Source organism: Amycolatopsis sp. NPDC049252 (genome assembly GCF_043197175.1).
Taxonomy (GTDB): Bacteria; Actinomycetota; Actinomycetes; order Mycobacteriales; family Pseudonocardiaceae; genus Amycolatopsis.
On sequence record NZ_JBICSQ010000005.1, the window covers coordinates 63,460 to 82,035 of the forward strand.

An 18,576-nucleotide genomic window follows, 5' to 3' on the forward strand; every position below is an offset into this window, starting at 1 on the left:
CAGCGTAGCCCGCACCACCGACAAAACGGGATCGTTCCCGTCTGCAGGGTGGGCACGCTCGGAGAACCCGGGCCGATCTTGGCAGAGGAGGTGTGGGGCCGGTGTTCACGGTGTCCGGAACGAGGCCGCGGGTCAGACCGTGCTGGTCGCCGACGCTCCCGCGAGCATCTCGCCGAGCCGGTGCCGCAGCGTCGCCGCGTCCGCGGGCGCGATGGTGATCCAGTCGCGGCCGTCGCGGCCCTGGCTCGCCTGGGTGAAGTAGCGGCCCGACTCCGTGTCGAACCAGCTCAGCACCGGCGTGCGGGTCCGGGCGCCCATGCGGGTGCGGGCGTTCGCGGCGATCTGACCGCCGCGCAGGCGCGGCTGGGCGTGCAGGCGGGCGAGGGCCTTGCGGTCGTCTTCGGCGCTGGTGCGGTCGTCGCCGGTGCCGCGGCGCTGCAGGAAGTCGACGCCGTGCGCGCCGACCAGCTGGTCCAGCGGCACCGTGATCGACTTCTCGCTGCCGCGCGGGGCCCCGGGCAGCAGCGAGACGATCGCGCTGGCCAGGCCGTCCACCGGACACGGCTGCAGGTGCAGGCCCCGGGTGTCCTGGACGGCCAGCAGACCCTGTCCGCCCAGCACGCCGGCGATCGCGAGCAGCGGCTCGGCGTCCGGGGCGATCAGCTGGACGGCGTCCAGGCTCAGTTCCGGCGTCGCCAGCAGCCCGAAGTAGTCCTCGACGTGCGGTTCGGGACGGCCGCGGCCGTCCGCGAGCCCCCGCGCCGCCAACCCCTCCAGCGTCCGCTGGCGCAGCAGGGACCGCTCGTCCTCGGTTTCGCCGTGCGACCGGACGCGCAGCGGGTACGGCAGCTCACCCAGCCCGGCGGACTCCCACAGGAAGTCCACCTCGACCGGGGTCAGCAGCTCAGCGTTCGGCATCGAGCCACCCCCCAGAAAGACTCAACGGCAAGAAAAGCGGGCCGGACGCGCTGGGCGCGCCCGGCCCGTGCGGATCAGCGGTCTTCGTCGTCCTCGGACCACGCGCCGATGACCGGCGGCGGAGTCGCCTGGTCGGCGCCGAAGGCGGCGTCCGGGTCGGCTTCGATGAGGAACGAGGCGTGCGTGTGCTCCTCGTCCTGCTCGCCCTGGGCACCGTGCGGGGCCATTCCGCCGCCCATGCCACCCATGCCGGGCGGCGGCGGGGTCTGGCCGCCGATGGTGCCCGCGGACGACACGAGACCCTGCTGCGGCGCCTGGGCCGAAGCGGCGCTCTGCGCCTGGCCCTCCGCCGACGCGAGGCTCGTTTCGTTCTGCGACTTGGCGCCGGACCGGTTGCCCTTGCCCAGCGCGCGGGAAGCCAGCGCACCGAGACCGCCGGCGGCGCCGCCGATGCCGAGGCCCATGCCGATCTTGCCGAGCGGGTTGCTGCTGCCGCCGCCGGTGTGGCCGCCGCCGGGCACCTGGCCCGCACCCGTCGCGGTACCACCCGGGGTGGTGCCCGCGGTGCCACCAGGGCCGCCGGGACCGCCCGGACCGTCGGCGCCGAGCGCGGCCGCGGCTTCGTGGCCGCCGAAGCCCGCCGCGGCACCGTGGCCCGAGTTCGGGCCGAAGGCCGCGTGCTGCGCGTCGAACGCGCCGCCGTTGCCGCCGAAGCCCGCGCCGCTCGAGGCGAAGACCGCGTTGCCCGCGCCGCTCAGGCCCTGGACCGGGCCGGCGTTGCCGACGCTGCTGATGCCGCTGAACGAGATCGAGTTGTGCGACCCCGTCGGCTTCATGCCGAGCGACTCCGGGCCGAAGCTCGGGGTCGAGCTGTCGACCTCGCTCATCGACTTGGTGTAGGCGTTGAAGAACGCGACCTGCTGCGCCTTGACGTCGTTGGCCGCGTCCGACTGCGCCTTCTGGTCGGCGAGCAGCGCCGCCGGCCCGCCGGCCAGCGCCGCCGCCATGGCCTGCTTCGGGTCGAAGTCCTTCGGGGCCGGCATCTTCTTGACCTCGGCGGCCGCGGCGGCCTGCCGGGCGAGCCGGTCCGACATCGTGTTCGCGGCCTCGGAGGCCTGCGAACCGGAGTTGGCGATGGCCACCAGCGCGCCCTGCGCACCCGCGGCACCGCGACCGACCCAGGCGTTGCCCAGCTCGGAGATCGCGTTGTACAGGTGGTCGGAGGCCGCCTTCAGCTCGCTGCCGTGGTGCGCCCAGGCGTGCCCGGTCGCCTCGGCGGTGCCGGGGTCGTTGTTGTTGACCGCGCCGTTGTAGAGCTGCTGGCTGGCCTGCGCGTTCCAGTTCGGCGGGTTGGCGATCGCGCGGTCGCTGCCCATGTCGAAGCCGTCGGAACGGCCGCGGGCGTCCGCGACGATGTTCTGCGACGCCGAGTTGTCGCCGAGCGGGACGAGCGAGCCCTGATCAGCAGAGCCCGGAGTGGTGGCCGGCGGCTGGTCGCTGTGGTTCGGAGCCATGATTTCGAATCCCCCTCTGGGCTCAGGCGTTGCGGAACGGGTCGGCCGCGGCCTGGTCGATCTCGTGGTACCGGGACATCGCCGTGACGATGCCCTCCTCGGCGGCGGAGTACTGGTCGAGCAGGTTCTGCAGGGCCGCGGAGTACGAGTCCCCGCCACCGTCCGCGCGCTGGACGAACTTCGCCGCCATCGCGTTGCCGACCGGGTTGTCCCCGAGCTTCGGCGGCTGGGCGAGCGTGCCCGCGCCGCTGAGCAGGGCCTCGACGGCGTCCTTGCCGGTGCGGATCTTGTTCAGCACGGTCTGCGCGGCGTCGGGGTCGATGCCGACCTGACCCGCCGCGGCCGCGGCCTTGAAGGCGTTCGCGTCGGCAGTGCTGCTGTTGCCCATCTGCACTCTCTCCCGTTCCCCCGACCCGGATCACCGCGGGCACGAATAGGTCTTCGCATAGGTTAACGCACGTGATCAGAGCCTATGACGCAATCCGCGAAGCCAGGGTTCCGCAAATCCGGTCCTTGCGGTGAACGGTCGGTGAACTAGGACGTGTAGACCTTCGGGTCCAGCGTCCCGATGTAGGGCAGGTCCCGGTAGCGCTCGGCGTAGTCCAGGCCGTAGCCGACGACGAACTCGTTCGGGATGTCGAAGCCGATGTACTTCACCGGGACGTCGACCTTGACCGCGTCCGGCTTGCGCAGCAGCGAGACCACCTCGAGCGACGCGGGGTTGCGGCTGGCCAGGTTCTTGAGCAGCCACGACAGGGTCAGGCCGGAGTCGACGATGTCCTCGACGATCAGCACGTCCCGGCCCGCGATGTCGCGGTCGAGGTCCTTGAGGATCCGCACGACGCCGGACGACGACGTCGACGAGCCGTAGGAGGAGACGGCCATGAATTCCAGCTGCGTCGGCAGCGGCAGCGCGCGGGCGAAGTCGGTCATGAACATGACCGCGCCCTTCAGGACACCCACCAGCAGGAGTTCACCCTGCCCGTTGGCCGGATAGTCGGCGGCGATCTGCGCCGACAGCTCCGTGATCTTGTCCTGGATCTGCTGCTCGGTGACGAGCACGGAGGCGATTTCGCCCTCGTACACGGGTCAGTCCCCTCGGGTGGTGGGTTGGGAGATGACGCAGAGCCTGCCACGGCGCCGCCGGGCTTCCAAGTTGCCCGGCAACCAGACACCGCCCTGACCACGCCACCGGGCGACGAGCGCGTCGACCGCCCGGAGGTGCGCGTCGGTGAGCTCGCGCACCCCCGACTCCAGCAGCCACCTGCGGAGAACCCGCCGCCGCAGTGCCGCGGGCTCGCTCTCGAGGACTGCGACATCCAGACCTTCGACGCCGCCCGCACGGGTGAAGATCCTGTCCGCCGATGTGTCCAACGCCTCGCTGTCCTCACGCAGCTGCGCGGCCGTGCGGGCGAGTGCGGCCGCCACGCCGCCGTTGAGGACGTCCTCCAGCAGCGGCAGGACCTCGGTCCGCAGCCGGACCCTGGTGAAGCGCGCTTCGGCGTTGTGCGGGTCCTCCCAGGGCTCGACGCCGAGCTCCGCGCAGGCCGCCCGGGTCGTCGCGCGGGGCACCGCCAGCAGCGGACGGCCCCACGGCGGGTCGTGCGGGCGCATCCCGGCGAGGCTGCGCGGGCCGGACCCGCGGCCCAGCCCGAGCAGGACGGTCTCGGCCTGGTCGTCGAGGGTGTGGCCGAGCAGCACGAGGTCGTGCCCGGCGAGAGCGCCGTAGCGGGCCTTGCGCGCGGCCGCTTCCGGGCCGCCGGGACCGGTGACGTCGACCCGGCGCACCTCGGCTTCGTCGGCGCCCAGTGCCTTCGCCGCCGCGACGGCGTCGCGCGCGATCTTCGCCGAGCCGTCCTGCAGCCCGTGGTCGACGACCAGGGCGCGGACCCGGTGGCCATGAAGGCCACGGTGGTGCCCGACGTACGCCGTGGCCTCGGCCAGTGCGAGGGAGTCGGCGCCGCCGGAGACGGCGACACACAGTTCGGCGGGCGCGTCGATCGTCGCCAGGAACTCGCGGACGGCGCGCCGGACGGCCGCGACCGCCGGCCCGCTCACCCGTGCAGGCGCCGGACCCACGCGGCCGGATCGGCGATCTCGGCGCGCGACGGCAGCGTGTTCGGCGAGCGCCAGACGGCGTTGAACCCTTCCATGCCGACGGCGTCCACGACGTGCTTCGTGAACTTCGCGCCTTCTTCGTACTGACGGATCTTCGCGTCGACGCCGAGCAGCGCGCGCAGCAGCCGGTCGAAGACGCCGCCGCCCTTGCGCCGGGCGGTGAACCGCGCGCGGATCGTGTCGACGCTCGGCACGACCCGCGGGCCGACGGCGTCCATCACGTAGTCGGCGTGGCCCTCGAGCAGCGTCGAGAGCGCGAGCAGCCGGTCGAACACCGCACGTTCCTTCGGCGACTGGAGCAGCTCGGCGAGGTTCAGCTTCGGGCCCTGCTTGATCGCCTCGGGCAGCCGTCCGACGAGGTCCGCGAGGCTGTCGGAGCTGCCGCCGGCCAGGCCGGAGACGAGCCGCTCGACCTCGTCGGCGAAATAGTCGCGCAGCCAGGTGACCGCGGTGAACTGGAGCCGGTGGGTGCACTCGTGCAGGCAGACCCAGAGCCGGAAGTCGTGCCCGGGCACCTTCATCGCGCGTTCCGCGGCGACGACGTTCGGCGCGACCAGCAGCAGCTGCCCGGCGCGCTCGGGACCACCGAACGGGTCGTACTGACCCAGCACCCGGCTGGCCAGGAACGCGAGCACCAGGCCGGTCTGGACGCCGGCACCGCCGGCCAGTATCGGCCCGAACGGCCCGCCCTGCTGCGGCAGCGCGCGCCCGGTGAGCGCGTCCAGGCCCGCGGCGGCGGAGCGCACCCAGCCCGGCCGGTCGACGACCTCGCCGGGCAGCAGCGGCAGGTCGAGCCCGAGGCCCGTCAGCTCCCGGACGTGCCCCTCGGCTTCCATGGTCAGTTCGCGCAGGTCGGTGACGGCCGCCTCGGCCTCGTCGCGCGGCACCTGCGGGCCGCCGCGCACCAGCAGCGCCCCGGTCTGCGCGGCGAGCGACCAGTCGACCATGGGCCGGGTCTCGGTTTCCTGACTCACCCTTTCGACGCTACCTGCCCCGAGCGCGTTTCCGGCCACGACTTCCGCACGCTTCGCACACGGAGAGGTGGTGATCAGCCGCAGCCACACTTGCGCAGGCTCGTCGCGAGGACGTCGAGGGCGTTCCGGCCGGCGTCGGTGTCCGAGCCGTTGGACATGAACGCGAACACCAGTACCCGGCCGTCCTGGTCGAGGACCACGCCGGCGAGGGTGTTGACGCCGGTGAGCGTGCCGGTCTTGGCCCGCACCCAGCCGCGGCCGGCCTGCGAACCGGGGGTGTCGAACCGCTTGTCGGCGAGCGTGCCGGAGCCGCCGGCCACCGGCAGCCCGGCCAGCATCGCGCGCAGCTTGGCGGTGTTCGGGTTCTTGCCCTCGGGAGCCGCCGCGGCCGCCATCAGCTGGGTCAGCAGCTTCGCCGGGATCCGGTTCAGCGTGGTGATGCCGCTGCCGTCGCTCAGCTCGACGCCCGAGACGTCGAAGCCGTGGTCCTTCAGCACCTTGATGGTCGCCGCCGCACCGCCGGCGAAGCTCGCTTCCTGCCCGTTGGCCAGAGCCACCTGCCGGGCGAGGGCCTCGGCGAGGACGTCGTCCGACAGCTCCATGGTGTCGGAGACCAGCTCGGTCAGCGGCGCGGACTTGACCTCGGCGAGCACCTTCGCGTCCTTGGGCGCGGTCGCCTGGCCACCGGCCGAGGCACTGAGCTTCGACGCGATCGTCCCGGCGAGCGCGCTGCCCGCGTTGGGGATGCGCTGGGAGTTGTTGTTCTTCGGGTCGATGCGCCCGGAGTCCGCCATCACCGACGAGATCTGGGTGGCGAACGTCGACGGCGCGTCGCCGGCGGCCCAGCCCGGCGCGGTCGTCGCGCCCTTGAACAGGCTCAGGTCGACCTGCACCTTCTTGACGCCCGGGTGGGCCTTCTTCACCTGCGCGACGAGGTCGTCGACGTGCGCGGCGCCCGGGTACAGCGGCGATTCGGTGCCCAGCGGCAGCGCGGTGAGGGTGGGGTCGCCGCCGCCGACGAGGATCACGGTGCTCGGATCGGCGCCCTGGACGATCTTCGTCGACAGCCGGGTGTTCGGGTCCAGCGACAGCAGCGCGGCGGCGGAGGTGAGCACCTTCGTCGTCGACGCCGGCGTCACCGGCGACGTCGCGTTGTGGTTCCACAGCTCGGTGCCGCTGACCGGGTCGACGACGCTGCCGGTGAGCTGGCCGAGCGCGCTGTTGCCGGCCGCACTGGCCAGCGCCGACTTGACGCCGTTCGCGGTCGGCGCCGTCCCGGACGTGTTCGGCCCCTGCAGTGCGCGGGTGGCCGCGGCGGGGTCGGGGCTGTCGCCCTTCGGGGCGTTCGGGGCCCAGGGCAGGGCCAGCCGGTTGGCCACCTTCGGCATCGCGGCGGCGACACCGAGCCCGGCGAGCACCACCAGCACGAGCGCGCCGATCAGGATCAGCTTGCGCTTGCCCTTCTTCTTCGGCGGTTCCGCGGCGGCGGCCGGCTCGGCCGCGGGCGGCTCGGGAACCGGGGGCTCGGCCTGCGGTTCGTTGCGGGGCTGCGGCTGCTGCTGGAAGGCGGCGGGGAACTGGGTGGGCCGTTCGATCCCGACGGTCGCCTCGGCGTCGAACTGCCGCCCGTCCGGCTCGATCCGCATCGGCCGCGCGAGCGACCCCGCGGACGCCGACGGGACGATCCCGCGCGGCGGCTCCGGCGGCAGGCCGGGGCGACGCTCACCGGGCTCGGCCGGCCGGTCGCCGCGGTGTTCCCGCAGGTCGATGCGCTGCGCCCAGGGCGCGTCCGACGGGGACCGCTGCGGCTGCGCATCGGCGCGCTGCTGATCCTGCGGTCGCTGCTGCTCCTGCTGGCGCTGCTGCTGCGCGTCGGCGCGCTGCTGGTCCTCGCGGCGCTGCTGCTCGTCGCGCCAGTGCTGCAGCTCCTCGCGCCACGGCTGCTGCGGCTCCTCCGGCCCCTTGGCCTCGCCCGGCTGCGCCTCCGCCGCCCCACTGGGCCAGACGTTGCGCTCGACCGGCACCACCGGCGTCGGCTCCGGCTTCTTGATGTCGAGTTGCTTGACGTCGATCTGCCGCGTGCTCTCGGGGTCCCACTTCGGCTCGGCCGCCTCCGCCTCCGCGGGTTCGGCCGCCTTCTTGAGCTGCTTGACGTCGATCTGCCGGGTGCTCTCCGGGTCTGCCTTCAGCTCGTCGGCCGCCTTCGGCTCGGCGGGCTCGGCAGGCGCCGGCTCGGCCGGCTTGGACTCGGCGGCCTCCGTGGGCTCGGCGGGCTTCGGCGCCTGCTTCGGCAGCTTCGGCTTCGCCGTCCCGCCGAGGCGGTCGGCGAGGTCCTGCTTGACCGCGGGCGGCGACGGCGGCTCGACGGGCTCGGCGGGCGCGTTCAACCCCGGCACCGGCTCGGGTGGCACGTTCGGCGCGAACCACGACCCCTTAGGCGCCTCACTTCCTGTGACCTTCGGCACGCTCACCCGTTCGGCGGACTCCGGCGGGCTGTCGGGCAGCGACATCGGAGTGGTCTTGCCCGCGCCCGACGACGAGCGGTCTTCGTCCGACGAAGGCCACATCGGCTGGTCGTTTTCCGGCACCCACCACTCCTTCTCACCTGCCCCGGAAGGGGCCAAGCTCACATGCCGAGCAGCCGACATCGATGCGACCGCGAGGCAGGGCGTAGTCCACACTAGGAGACGTCAAGACAGCCCTTGAGGTTGCCGCCTGCGTCGCGCGGGCATGCCGTACCTACAAAGAAGCAAGTGAGGGACGCCGTGGAGTTCGACGTCACGATCGAAATCCCCAAAGGGGAGCGCAACAAGTACGAGGTCGACCACAAGACCGGCCGCATCAAGCTGGACCGGACCCTGTTCACGGCCACGCAGTACCCGGCCGACTACGGCTTCATCGACGACACTCTCGGCCAGGACGGCGACCCCCTGGACGTGATGGTGCTCGTGCAGGAGCCCACGTTCCCGGGTTGCCTGATCCGCTGCCGCGCGATCGGCATGTTCCGGATGACCGACGAGAAGGGCCCGGACGACAAGGTCATCGCCGTTCCGTCGAACGACCCGCGCCTGGAGCACCTGCGCGACATCCACCACATGAACGAGTTCCACCGCCTCGAGATCCAGCACTTTTTCGAGGTGTACAAGGACCTCGAGCCCGGCAAGAGCGTCGAAGGCTCGTCCTGGGTCGGCCGCACCGAGGCCGAGGCCGAGATCGGCCGTTCGTACGAGCGGGAGACCGACCGCCTGGCCAAGGAGAAGGCCGACGGCGGCGCCGCCCACTGACGTCCGCACGCGAAAGAGGCCCCTCGGATCCCGAGGGGCCTCTTCGCGTTTCAGCAGTCGGTTCAGCTGGTCAGTGCGCCAGGGCGAGGGCGGGAGCGTCCTCGGCCTCCGCGCGCTGCTCCATCGCGGACTTGTCCGACAGCGGCTTCTCCTTGAGGAACCACACCAGGGCGAACCCGACGGTCAGCACGATCCCGCCGACCAGGAACACCGTGCTCATCGACTCGGCGAAGCCCTGCAGGATCGGGCGGGCCAGCACCGGGTCGAGCGAGGACAGGAACGACGTGTCGTTGACGTCCAGGCCGCCCTTCAGCTGCTGCGCGAACTCCGGGTGCTGGGCCAGCGCCGCCGTGTAGGCCGGGGTGGCGATCGCCGAGCGGACGGCGTTCGCGATCTTGTCGCCGACCGTGCCGAACAGGATCGACAGGAACACCGCGGTGCCCGCCGTGCCGCCGATCTGCCGGAAGAACGTCGCCGCCGAGGTGGCGACGCCGATGTCCTGCGGACGGACGTCGTTGGTCGCGGCCAGCACCAGCGTCTGCATCGAGGCGCCGAGGCCGAGGCCGATCACGAAGGCGATCACCATGACGAAGGACAGCGAGGTGTCGGCGGTGATCGTCGACAGCGCGAACAGCGCCGCCGCCATCAGGCCGATCCCGGCCACCGCGAACATCTTGTAGCGCCCGGTCTTCGAGATCAGGCGGCCGCTGGTCAGGCTGGCGATCATGATGCCGAGCGTCAGCGGGAGCATCTGCAGGCCGGCCTGGGTCGGCGTCGCGCCCTTGACGATCTGCAGGTACAGCGGCAGCGACATCATCGCGCCGAACATCCCGGCGCCCTGCACGACGGTGACCAGCGTGGCCATCCGGAACACCGGGCGCTTGAACAGCCGCAACGGCAGCAGCGCGGCGTCACCCATGCGGCGTTCCTGCCAGACGAAGGCGGCGACACCCAGCGCGCCGATCGCGTACATCGCGATCGAACCGGCCGAACCCCAGCCCCACTCGCGGCCCTGCTCGGCGACGATCAGCAGCGGCACCAGCCCGACGGCCAGCGTCACGGCGCCCCAGTAGTCGACCTTCTGCTCGACGCGGGTGTGCGGGAGGTTGAGGACCTTGCTGACCACGACCAGCGCGGCGAGCGCGATCGGGACGTTGACGAGGAACACCCAGCGCCAGCCGGTGATGCCGGCGAAGGAGTCGATGCCGGCGAAGAAGCCGCCGACGACCGGGCCCGCGACGCTCGAGATGCCGAACACCGCCATGAAGTAACCCTGGTACTTGCTGCGCTCACGCGGCGCGGTGATGTCGGTGATGATCGCCAGCGCCAGGGACATCAGGCCACCGGCACCGAGGCCCTGGAACGCGCGGAACGCGGCCAGCTCGTACATCGACGTCGCCATGCCGCTGGCCAGCGAGCCGACCAGGAACAGCGAGATCGCCGTCAGGTACATGGGCTTGCGGCCGTAGAGGTCGGACAGCTTGCCGTAGAGCGGCGTCGAAAGCGTCGCGGTGATGAGGTACGCCGTGGTGGCCCAGGCCTGCAGTGACAGGCCGTGGAGCTCGTCGGCGATGGTGCGCATCGACGACGACACGATGGTCTGGTCGAGCGCGGCGAGGAACATACCGAGCATCAGCCCGGACAGGATGGTCAGGATCTGACGGTGCGATAGCCGGCCTTTCGTAGCGGCTGCTCCTTCCGCCGTGGTGGTGTCGCTCATGGTGGTCTCCCTCGGATACGCCTTCGTCGTAGTTGCTTGTAGCTGTCAACTACTTGCTCGGGCCAACTATTCCGCGGAAGCTTGTATCGTGCAATCAAATATCCTGTGACCCTGGTCTCCCACCCCGCTTGACGGCCCGCGCGACCACCGTGACCTCGGCGGACGGCACGTCGAGGCCGGTGACGAACGCGTAGAGGTCGCCCAGATCACGGCACCAGACGGCGGCCATCAGGTTGGTCACGCCGGTCGTGGCGAGGGTGCCGTGGACCATCGGGTGCCGCGCCAGCACGCGCCCGACGTCGTCGAGCCGCCCGGGCGGGACGGTCATCCAGACGTTGGCGTCGACCGTCAACCCGAGCGCTGTGACGTCGATGTTCGCGTAGGTCCGGATCCGCCCGGCCACGGTGAGCCGGTCGAGCCTCCTTCGCACCGTGGATTCCGGCGCTTCGGTGGCCAGTTCGCCGGGGCCGAGGCGGGCGTCGACCGCGAGCCGCGCCAGGAGCCGCCGGTCGAGCACGTCGAGGGTGACGTCGTCGCCGGGCGGCGGCGGGGCCAGCGCGGCGACCTCGGCGTCGGTGAGCAGGCCGGTGCGCCACCCGGTCGCGTCGGAGAAGACGTGGAGGACCGAGTGCGCGCGCAGCTCGGTGACCGCGGAGGTGGACGGCAGCGCGTCGTGCACCAGCCGGCCGTCGAGCCCGCCGAGCGCCACGGCGCTGATCTCCTCACCGCCGGCCAGGATGTCGACGAACAGGACGTCGTCACGTTGGGCGAGTGCGTCGGCGATCACCGGCGTCCGGCCGCGGAGCACCTTCAACCGCAGAAGCAGCGCGCCGCGCAGGCCGTGCGCGGGGTTCGGGACGCAGACGACCTTGAGCCGCCCGTCGGCGGTGAGCCGGGCGATGACGCGGGTGACCGTGCGCGGCGACAGGTCGAGGACCTCGGCGATCCGGCCGGGTCCGGCCCGGCCGTCGACCTGCAGAGCCGAAACGACGCGCTGTTCGATTTCGGTCAGTAACTGCATCCGCGAGTCCGTTTCCGCTCGATTTTTCACGCTGGAGTACCTGCAAGCGCCGCCCGAGCGTAACCCTGGACGCATGCTGAAATCAGTGATCGACATCGTGGAAACCCTGGCCACCGGCATCCGCGCCCCGCAGCGGCCGCCCACGTCGCTCGGCGAACTCGCCACGACGTTCTCCGCGATCGACGACCCGCTGGCCGCGAGCCTGCGCGCGGCGCTCGCCGAGATCCGGCCGGACGCGGGCTGGGTGGACGAGTTTGAGGACGTCCCCGGCGGTGAGGTCTGGGTGGTCGACGCGCTCGACGGCGCCGTCCAGCTCGTCCAGGGCCTGCCGCAGTACTGCGTCACCGTGACACTGCTGCGCGACGGCGAGGCCGAGCTGGCGGTGCTGCACTCGCCGTGGCTCGGCGAGACCTACTCGGCTTCGCGCGGCGCGGGTGCGTGGCGGAACGGGACGCCGATTTCGCCGTCGCGCAAGACTTCCCTGGACGCGGCGGTCGCGGCGACCAGCCAGCCGCCCTTCGTCACTCAGCAGCCCGGCGTCTCGGCGGCCGCGGGCCGATCGCTCACGGCGGTGCTCGACGAGGTCGCCGCGGTCCGGAACCTCGGCCCGACGTCGTGGCAGGTCGCCGACGTCGCGGCCGGGCGGCTGGACGTCTTCTGGCAGTACGGCCGCGACGCGACGAACCTCGTCGGCGCGGCCCTGATCGCCCGCGAGGCCGGCGCGGTGGTCACCACCGCCGACGGCACCCCGTGGGCGCCCACGTCGCCAAGCTTCCTCACCGCCACCCCCACCCTGCACCCCCTGGCGCTCGCCGCCCTGGCCGGAAAGCCGTGAATGTCGCATTGAGGGACTTAGAGTCCCTCAATGCGACATTCACGGACTTGGGCTCAGGCGGAGTAACCCGGGATCGGGAACGGCGCCAGGAACTCGCGGATCTCCGCGGCGATCGTGTCCAGCGAGGACTCGTTTTCCGCGGCGGCCGCGGTCACCGTGCGGTCGATCCAGTCCGCGACCTGCACCTGGTGCTCCGGCCGGAGACCGCGGGTGGTGATCGCGGAGGTGCCGAGCCGGATGCCCGACGGGTCGAACGGCTTGCGCGGGTCGAACGGCACCGTGTTGTAGTTCAGCTCGATGCCCGCGCGGTCCAGCGCCTGCGCGGCCGGCTTGCCCGCGACGGCCTTGTTCGTCAGGTCGATCAGCAGCAGGTGGTTGTCCGTGCCGCCGGAGACGAGGTCGTAACCGCGAGCCAGCAGCGCGTCCGCGAGAGCGCGAGCGTTGGCGACGATGGTGTGCGCGTAGTCGCCGAACGACGGCTGCTGCGCCTCCCCCAGAGCGACCGCGATGGCCGCCGTCGTGTGGTTGTGCGGACCGCCCTGCAGGCCGGGGAACACCGCCTTGTCGACGGCCTTCGCGTGCTCGGCGTCGGAAAGGATCATCGCACCACGCGGACCGCGCAACGTCTTGTGCGTCGTCGTGGTGATGACCTGCGCGTGCCCGACCGGCGACGGGTGCGCGCCACCGGCGACGAGTCCGGCGATGTGCGCGATGTCGGCGACGAGCACCGCGTCCACCTCGGCGGCGATCTCGGCGAACGCCGGGAAGTCGATGGTGCGTGGGATCGCCGTGCCGCCGGCGAAGATCAGCTTCGGCCGGTGCTCACGGGCGAGGTCGCGGACCTGGTCGAGGTCGACGCGGCCGGTCTCCTTGCGCACGCCGTAACGCACCGGCGTGAACCACTTGCCGGTCGCGGAGACGCTCCAGCCGTGCGTCAGGTGGCCGCCGTCCGGCAGCGCCATGCCGAGCACGGTGTCACCGGGCTTCGCGAAAGCGAGGTACACGGCCAGGTTCGCCGGAGACCCGGAGTACGGCTGGACGTTCGCGTGGTCCGCGCCGAAGACGGCCTTCGCGCGCTCGATGGCGAGCTGCTCGATCTGGTCGATGAACTGCTGGCCCTCGTAGTACCGCTTGCCCGCGTACCCCTCGGAGTACTTGTTGGTGAGCACGGTCCCGGTGGCTTCGAGCACGGCCTGCGAGACGTAGTTCTCCGACGCGATCAGGCGGATCTTGTCGTGCTGGCGCTTCGCTTCGTCCTCGACGAGCCCGGCGATCGCGGGATCGGCGGTGGCGAGCGCGTTCAGTTCCGGCTGGTGAGTCATGGGCGTACTCCGGCTCTGGAGTGGCCTTCACCCAGGCGCGCGGTGCCGGCCTCGTCGTCGCTTCCCGGTGGTGCTCCACCTCGATGGCGCCAGTCGCTGCTGCGCGGACCAGACTAGTGCACCCCGCTCGAGGCCCGGCGGTGTTCGGCGCACCACCTGCGCGTGCAGCCGGAGGTGCGGTCGCAGAACGGCCGGGCGCAGGTCGCGCACCGCTTGACCCGGCGCCAGCCGCCGACGGTGACCAGCTCGGCCAGGCCGGCCGCGGCCGTCGCCAGCTCGCCCGTTTCCGCACTGGACGTCACGTACACGATGCGCCACGCCGAGCCGGTGCCGACGAGCCGCGGCCGCGCACCCGCCTCGGCCAGCACGGCGTTGAGGCGACGCGCGGCCGCACGCTCGTCCGGGAGCTGCGCGACGATGCCGCTCAGCTCGGGATTTCCCTGGCGCAGCAACCATTCCGCCACCCCGAGCTCGGGGTCCAAAGCCCGGAACGGCGGCACGATCGCGTGCTTGCGCATGTCAATCGACGACCGCAACGCCCATCGACCGGGCCGTGCCCGCGATCGTGCGCATCGCCATCTCGACGTCCGAGGTGTTCAGGTCCGGCAGCTTGCGTTCGGCGATCTCCCGCAGCTGCTGCGTCGTGATCTTGCCGGCGACCTCGTGTCCCGGCCGCGAAGATCCCTTGTCCCCCAGCGCCTTCTTGATCAGGAAGGACGTCGGCGGGGTCTTGAGCCGGAGCGCGAAGGACCGGTCCTCGAACACCGAGACCACGACCGGGACGATGTCGCCGCGCTGGCTCGCGGTCGCCGCGTCGTAGGCCTTCTTGATCTCGACGAGGTTGACCCCGGTCTGCCCCAGCATCTTGCCGAGGTCGACGACCGGGGCGTTGCCCGCGGCGAGTTCGAGGGTGGCCTGGTGAGTGAGTTTCTTCGGAGCCATGGCCCGAAGCTAGAGTCTCCAGTTACTGGAGAGTCAAACTCAATCGACTGGCTTGGTCCCGGCGCGGTGACGGCGGGCGAGCTCCTGGTAGATCGCGGCGTTGTGCTCGACCCACATCCGCGCCGAGTCGGTCAGCGGCACGAACTTCTTCGCCGGGCTGCCCATCGCGATGACCTCCTCGGGCACCTCGGTGGCCGGCGTGACCGTCGCACCGGCCGCGACCAGCGCCCGCGCGCCGATCTTCGCCTTGTCGAGCACGGTCGAGCCGTTGCCGATCAGCGCCTGCTCCCCGATGGTGCAGTCGTGCACCAGGCACTGGTGGCCGACGGTGACGTTCTTGCCGACCTCGCAGACGCCGTCGTTGACGTGGATCACCGAGTTGTCCTGGATGTTGGCGCCCTCCCGGATGACGATCCGGCCGAAGTCGGCCCGGATCACCGCGCCGAACCAGACCGAGGCGTCCTTCTCGACGACGACGTCGCCGATGAGCGTGGCGGTGGGCGCGATCCAGGCGTCCGGGTGGACCTGCGGGCTGAGCCCTTCGAACGAGAACAGAGGCATGTCCGCACCCTAGACGAGCAGTTGCTAGCCGTAGTTGGCGAAGCAGAGCGCCTCGATGTCACCGCGCAGGGTGGCGAACGGGCGCGGCCGCACCCGCTGCTGGACGACCGTGCCGAGCAGGTACGACAGCAGCGCCCGGGCGCGCGCCCGGGGGTCGTCGACGTCCAGCGGCGCCAGCAGCTCGGCCAGGAGTTCGGTGAGCGACGTGAGCATCACGTCGATGGCCTGCGGGTGCTGCGCCCGGCCGGCGGCGATCCAGTACTCGAACCACAGGAACGCGGCGTTCGGGTTCGCGGCGAACACGCGCAGGTACTCCTCGACGACGGCGAACAGCCGCACGCGGGGGTCGTCGTGGGCCGCGGCGACGTCGCGCAGGCCCGAGGCGAACGCGGTGATGTGCGCGGCCATCGCGCGGTCGATGAGGACGTCGATGTCGGCGAAGTAGTAGTGGATCGCGCTCTTGGTGAGCGGTCCGGCGTCCGCGATGGCCCGGACGGTGCACCCCGCGAGCCCGTCACGCGCCAGGACGACGCGGGCGGCCTCGACGATCTGTTCCTGCTTGGCCAGCTGGTTGGGAGAGAGCCGGTCACTGCGACCGGGGACTGCGCTCACGGTGATTCTCGTTACCTTCTTTCCGGACGTCAGCCCCGAATCCTAGGGCAGACGTCCCGCGAGGGGCCTTCGGGTGAAAAACCGGATTGGCCACCCCGGTCCGCGCAGCGGACAATGCGCGGCATGGTGATCTCAGGGGACAAGGGGCTCAGCCCGGCTGCGCGCAGCCAGCTGGAGAAGGAAATCGCGAACTTGCGCGCTCAACGGGAAGCTCTCGCGCCGCAACCCGGCGAGCAGGAGCGCACGGGCGACGCGGCGGACCAGGCGGACGTGATCGACCGTGCGGAGGCCGCGGCGCGGCTCGACCGCCAGATCGCCGACCTGGCCGCGAAGATGGAACACGGCGGCTACGGCAACGCCCAGCTCCCGGACGGCACAACGGTCACCCTCCGCTTCTCGGACGGCGACGAAGAGACGTTCCAGGTGGTGACGGTCCCGGGCGAAGACTCGGACGCGATCACGTCGGACAGCCCACTGGGCCTGGCACTGGTAGGCGCCAAAGCGGGCGACGCGATCACCTACCGCACCCCCCGAGGCGAAGCCAAGGCCACGGTCGTCAAGGTCTCCCCGCCGAAGTAGCCCCCTGCTCACCCGAAGGCCCCCGCCCACAAAGCGGGGACCTTCGCCATCCACGCACCCCAAAACTTGACCCACCCGGGTGGTTCCTCAAAAGAATCTCGCCACCAAGATGGCCACGCGAGCCGACACGCGAAGGCGACCACCGAGGGGGGCCGGGGGCGAAGCCCTCCGGGCGGGGTGTGGGGCGGAGCCCCACAAAAACACGCGAGACAAGCCAAAAGGCCCGCGCTCTGTGCGAGCACGGGCCTTCCAGGTCTTGTCGAGCCGCCTAGGGGAATCGAACCCCTGACCTATTCATTACGAGTGAATCGCTCTGGCCGACTGAGCTAAGGCGGCATGTCTCCGGCTCGCGCTGGCGACGGGAACCAGTGTAGCGGAGGCTGTCAGCGTTACTTTCCCGGGGCACCGTCGTTAGGGCCCTATGACGTCGATCTCACACCACGGTCGACCTACCTGGAGGCACTGGCACATGCGGCGAAGACTGCCCCGTTCGGCGGCCCTGCCGGCGGCCGCGGCGTTGCTCCTGCTCAGCGCGGCGCCGGCGATGGCCGACCCGACCTATCCGACCACGCCGATTCCGCAGCCGGCGAGTTCCGGGCAGGCGCCCATCTCGGCGCCGATCGGGCCGCAGCCGCTGGGGCAGGCCGTCGGCGACGCGGGGACCGCGCTCGGGATCGTGCGCCTGCTGCCCAACTCCGTGCCGACGAGCACGATCCTGCCCGGCTTCGGGGACACCCTGCCGAAGCAGTCGGCGCTCGAGGCCGGGATGGGCCTGTCCAGCGCGTCCGCGAACTCCGACGCCTACCTCAGCTACGAGAAGGCGGTCGCGCAGGCGTCGCCGTTCGGGCTGTCGGTCGGCGGGAACGCGCCGCAGACGCCAGGGAGCGTCGTGCAGACCGCGCTGCCGGACAACCCGCAGCCGATCAGCGGTGGGCTGAACGCGCCGTCCAATCCGTTGCTGAACGTCGGGCTGCTGAACGGGACCGCGCACGCGCGCTGGAGCCCGACGCTCGGCCCGTGCGTCGACACCATCGCCGACGCCAGCACGTCGGTCGCGAGCCTTTCGCTGCTGAACGTCGTGCCGTCGCTGCCGAACCTCGGGCTCGACAAGCTGGCGCTCGACCCGTCGACGCTGGCGAAGGGGTTCGACCTGACCAAGGGCCTGCAGAGCCTCGGCGGCCTGCTGCAGGGCGGCGGCCAGACCGCGGCGAACGGCACCGGCTCGCTGCTGAGCCTGCCGAACACGCTCTCGTCGCGGTCGCAGGTGAAGCTCGTCGACCTGCCCGGCTCGAAGAACAAGGCCGTGCAGTCGACGTCGACGGTGCAGGGCGCCGACATCGAGATCCTCAAGGGCACCCCGCTGGCGCTGAGCATCAAGGTGGCCAGCCAGCCGACGCTGAAGGTGACCTCCACCGGCGACGCGAAGACGTCCAAAGTGGAGTACACCGCGCCGGTGCTGACCATCGAGGCCGGCGGCAAGGTGCTGTACACGCTCGACGCGGCGCACCCGACCAAGGACATCCCGATCGGGCTGCCGCTGGCCGGGCTGAGCGACCAGTTCGGGCAGCTCAACGACATCCCGGTGGTCGGCGGCCTGGTTTCGACGCTCACCAAGGGCGTCCAGCAGGTCGGCAACACCGCCGGCACCGTGCTCGACCTGGGCGTGCTGCGGCTGAGCATCGCCGGGCTCGACCAGAAGAGCGCCGCGATGACCACGCCGTTCAAGGGCTTCCAGCTCGGTGCGTCGGCCCGGATGTTCGACCTGCAGCTGCTGCCCACGACGAAGCTGAAGAGCCTGCTTCCGGCCGACCAGCAGAAGAACCTGCCGTCCTCGCTGGCCCAGCTGTCGCTCGGCGAGCAGATCGCGCGGGCCTACGCGCCGACCGACGGCGTGGTGTGCGGGACGACGAGCACGCCGCCGCCCGCGGGTGGCGAAGCGCCCAAGGGTCCTGTGAAGAACCTCGCCTACACCGGCGGCGCGTACGACACGGTGCCGCTGTTCTGGTCGGGCACCGCGATGTTGCTGCTGGGCGTGGTCATGGTGGCCGCGATGCCGGGCACACGCCGTCGTCCGCTGGCCGTGGCGGTCGAGGAGAAGCCGTTCAAGCCGTCACCTCGCCCGCGCGAGTGATCTGAGACAACCCCGGGGACAGTGGAGAAACCCCGTCAGGAGCTC

At 71.5% G+C, this 18,576-nt stretch carries 18 protein-coding genes and 1 tRNA gene; 4 read left to right on the forward strand and 15 right to left on the reverse strand.

The genetic code is table 11. The annotated features are described in order from the left end of the window. Window positions 1-132 precede the first annotated feature (132 nt). From ACGFMK_RS10160 to dacB, 7 genes are all read right to left on the reverse strand, one after another. Window positions 133-918, reverse strand: coding sequence for an ESX secretion-associated protein EspG (locus ACGFMK_RS10160; RefSeq protein WP_392760225.1), 786 nt, complete (start codon window positions 916-918; stop codon window positions 133-135). Window positions 919-992: 74 nt separating this feature from the next. Beyond that, window positions 993-2,432, reverse strand: coding sequence for a hypothetical protein (locus ACGFMK_RS10165; RefSeq protein ID WP_392760227.1), 1,440 nt, complete (start codon window positions 2,430-2,432; stop codon window positions 993-995). Between the two features lie 22 nt (window positions 2,433-2,454). After that, entirely contained in the window at window positions 2,455-2,820 is a 366-nt protein-coding gene (locus ACGFMK_RS10170; RefSeq protein ID WP_392760229.1) for a hypothetical protein, read from the reverse strand. A 146-nt stretch (window positions 2,821-2,966) separates the two neighbouring features. After that, window positions 2,967-3,518 carry a hypoxanthine phosphoribosyltransferase gene (hpt, locus tag ACGFMK_RS10175; RefSeq protein ID WP_323324456.1) on the reverse strand — a complete coding sequence of 184 codons (552 nt, stop codon included), beginning with the start codon at window positions 3,516-3,518 and terminating at the stop codon, window positions 2,967-2,969. A gap of 3 nt (window positions 3,519-3,521) precedes the next feature. After that, on the reverse strand, window positions 3,522-4,490 hold the full coding sequence (gene tilS, locus ACGFMK_RS10180) for a tRNA lysidine(34) synthetase TilS (protein ID WP_392760232.1): 969 nt from the start codon (window positions 4,488-4,490) through the stop codon (window positions 3,522-3,524). Then, window positions 4,487-5,497 (reverse strand): zinc-dependent metalloprotease, encoded by a 1,011-nt coding sequence (locus ACGFMK_RS10185; RefSeq protein ID WP_392760531.1) that lies wholly within the window; start codon window positions 5,495-5,497, stop codon window positions 4,487-4,489. The genes tilS and ACGFMK_RS10185 overlap by 4 nt, the downstream gene beginning before the upstream one ends. A gap of 101 nt (window positions 5,498-5,598) precedes the next feature. Next, complete coding sequence (dacB, locus tag ACGFMK_RS10190; protein WP_392760234.1) at window positions 5,599-8,112, reverse strand: D-alanyl-D-alanine carboxypeptidase/D-alanyl-D-alanine-endopeptidase; 2,514 nt, start codon at window positions 8,110-8,112, stop codon at window positions 5,599-5,601. A 177-nt stretch (window positions 8,113-8,289) separates the two neighbouring features. Here dacB and ACGFMK_RS10195 point away from each other — a divergent pair, with 177 nt between their 5' ends. After that, a complete protein-coding gene (locus tag ACGFMK_RS10195) occupies window positions 8,290-8,808 on the forward strand; it encodes an inorganic diphosphatase (RefSeq protein WP_360666903.1) in 519 nt (172 codons plus the stop codon). Window positions 8,809-8,878: 70 nt separating this feature from the next. Here the strand turns inward: ACGFMK_RS10195 and ACGFMK_RS10200 are convergent, their stop codons facing one another. Together ACGFMK_RS10200 and ACGFMK_RS10205 are read right to left on the reverse strand one after the other, a co-directional pair. Continuing rightward, window positions 8,879-10,528, reverse strand: a complete 1,650-nt coding sequence (locus tag ACGFMK_RS10200; RefSeq protein ID WP_392760235.1) for an MDR family MFS transporter — start codon at window positions 10,526-10,528, stop codon at window positions 8,879-8,881. Between the two features lie 94 nt (window positions 10,529-10,622). Beyond that, window positions 10,623-11,549: a winged helix-turn-helix transcriptional regulator gene (locus ACGFMK_RS10205; protein WP_392760237.1), complete on the reverse strand. Its 927-nt coding sequence runs from the start codon at window positions 11,547-11,549 to the stop codon at window positions 10,623-10,625. 73 nt (window positions 11,550-11,622) lie between these two features. On the opposite strand from ACGFMK_RS10205, the gene ACGFMK_RS10210 reads away from it, so the two are divergent. After that, on the forward strand, window positions 11,623-12,384 hold the full coding sequence (locus tag ACGFMK_RS10210; RefSeq protein ID WP_392760239.1) for an inositol monophosphatase family protein: 762 nt from the start codon (window positions 11,623-11,625) through the stop codon (window positions 12,382-12,384). A gap of 53 nt (window positions 12,385-12,437) precedes the next feature. On the opposite strand, the gene glyA is transcribed toward ACGFMK_RS10210, so the two are convergent. From glyA to ACGFMK_RS10235, 5 genes are all read right to left on the reverse strand, one after another. Beyond that, window positions 12,438-13,706, reverse strand: a complete 1,269-nt coding sequence (gene glyA / locus ACGFMK_RS10215) for a serine hydroxymethyltransferase (protein ID WP_392760240.1) — start codon at window positions 13,704-13,706, stop codon at window positions 12,438-12,440. 113 nt (window positions 13,707-13,819) lie between these two features. After that, on the reverse strand, window positions 13,820-14,224 hold the full coding sequence (locus ACGFMK_RS10220; protein ID WP_392760242.1) for a hypothetical protein: 405 nt from the start codon (window positions 14,222-14,224) through the stop codon (window positions 13,820-13,822). 1 nt (window position 14,225) lies between these two features. Further along, window positions 14,226-14,648, reverse strand: a complete 423-nt coding sequence (gene rplK / locus ACGFMK_RS10225) for a 50S ribosomal protein L11 (RefSeq protein ID WP_392760244.1) — start codon at window positions 14,646-14,648, stop codon at window positions 14,226-14,228. Between the two features lie 39 nt (window positions 14,649-14,687). Further along, window positions 14,688-15,209 carry a gamma carbonic anhydrase family protein gene (locus ACGFMK_RS10230; protein WP_392760246.1) on the reverse strand — a complete coding sequence of 174 codons (522 nt, stop codon included), beginning with the start codon at window positions 15,207-15,209 and terminating at the stop codon, window positions 14,688-14,690. A 24-nt stretch (window positions 15,210-15,233) separates the two neighbouring features. Next, window positions 15,234-15,821 carry a TetR/AcrR family transcriptional regulator gene (locus tag ACGFMK_RS10235; RefSeq protein WP_392760248.1) on the reverse strand — a complete coding sequence of 196 codons (588 nt, stop codon included), beginning with the start codon at window positions 15,819-15,821 and terminating at the stop codon, window positions 15,234-15,236. Between the two features lie 123 nt (window positions 15,822-15,944). Here ACGFMK_RS10235 and ACGFMK_RS10240 point away from each other — a divergent pair, with 123 nt between their 5' ends. After that, window positions 15,945-16,400 (forward strand): GreA/GreB family elongation factor, encoded by a 456-nt coding sequence (locus tag ACGFMK_RS10240; RefSeq protein ID WP_392760250.1) that lies wholly within the window; start codon window positions 15,945-15,947, stop codon window positions 16,398-16,400. Between the two features lie 262 nt (window positions 16,401-16,662). On the opposite strand, the gene ACGFMK_RS10245 is transcribed toward ACGFMK_RS10240, so the two are convergent. After that, window positions 16,663-16,736 (reverse strand) — tRNA-Thr (locus tag ACGFMK_RS10245). Window positions 16,737-16,869: 133 nt separating this feature from the next. Between ACGFMK_RS10245 and ACGFMK_RS10250 the strand changes: the two genes are divergently transcribed. After that, window positions 16,870-18,531 (forward strand): hypothetical protein, encoded by a 1,662-nt coding sequence (locus ACGFMK_RS10250; RefSeq protein WP_392760252.1) that lies wholly within the window; start codon window positions 16,870-16,872, stop codon window positions 18,529-18,531. Window positions 18,532-18,576: the final 45 nt, after the last annotated feature.

Excerpts from the sequence above, each read along its gene's own strand:
- glyA (WP_392760240.1), bottom strand. The coding sequence starts at position 13,706 with ATGACTCACCAGCCGGAACTGAACGCGCTCGCCACCGCCGATCCCGCG.
- ACGFMK_RS10170 (WP_392760229.1), bottom strand. The coding sequence starts at position 2,820 with ATGGGCAACAGCAGCACTGCCGACGCGAACGCCTTCAAGGCCGCGGCC.
- ACGFMK_RS10160 (WP_392760225.1), bottom strand. The coding sequence starts at position 918 with ATGCCGAACGCTGAGCTGCTGACCCCGGTCGAGGTGGACTTCCTGTGG.
- ACGFMK_RS10220 (WP_392760242.1), bottom strand. The coding sequence starts at position 14,224 with ATGCGCAAGCACGCGATCGTGCCGCCGTTCCGGGCTTTGGACCCCGAG.
- ACGFMK_RS10230 (WP_392760246.1), bottom strand. The coding sequence starts at position 15,209 with ATGCCTCTGTTCTCGTTCGAAGGGCTCAGCCCGCAGGTCCACCCGGAC.
- rplK (WP_392760244.1), bottom strand. The coding sequence starts at position 14,648 with ATGGCTCCGAAGAAACTCACTCACCAGGCCACCCTCGAACTCGCCGCG.
- ACGFMK_RS10185 (WP_392760531.1), bottom strand. The coding sequence starts at position 5,497 with ATGGTCGACTGGTCGCTCGCCGCGCAGACCGGGGCGCTGCTGGTGCGC.
- ACGFMK_RS10165 (WP_392760227.1), bottom strand. The coding sequence starts at position 2,432 with ATGGCTCCGAACCACAGCGACCAGCCGCCGGCCACCACTCCGGGCTCT.
- ACGFMK_RS10205 (WP_392760237.1), bottom strand. The coding sequence starts at position 11,549 with ATGCAGTTACTGACCGAAATCGAACAGCGCGTCGTTTCGGCTCTGCAG.
- ACGFMK_RS10200 (WP_392760235.1), bottom strand. The coding sequence starts at position 10,528 with ATGAGCGACACCACCACGGCGGAAGGAGCAGCCGCTACGAAAGGCCGG.
- ACGFMK_RS10240 (WP_392760250.1), top strand. The coding sequence starts at position 15,945 with ATGGTGATCTCAGGGGACAAGGGGCTCAGCCCGGCTGCGCGCAGCCAG.
- ACGFMK_RS10210 (WP_392760239.1), top strand. The coding sequence starts at position 11,623 with ATGCTGAAATCAGTGATCGACATCGTGGAAACCCTGGCCACCGGCATC.
- ACGFMK_RS10250 (WP_392760252.1), top strand. The coding sequence starts at position 16,870 with ATGCGGCGAAGACTGCCCCGTTCGGCGGCCCTGCCGGCGGCCGCGGCG.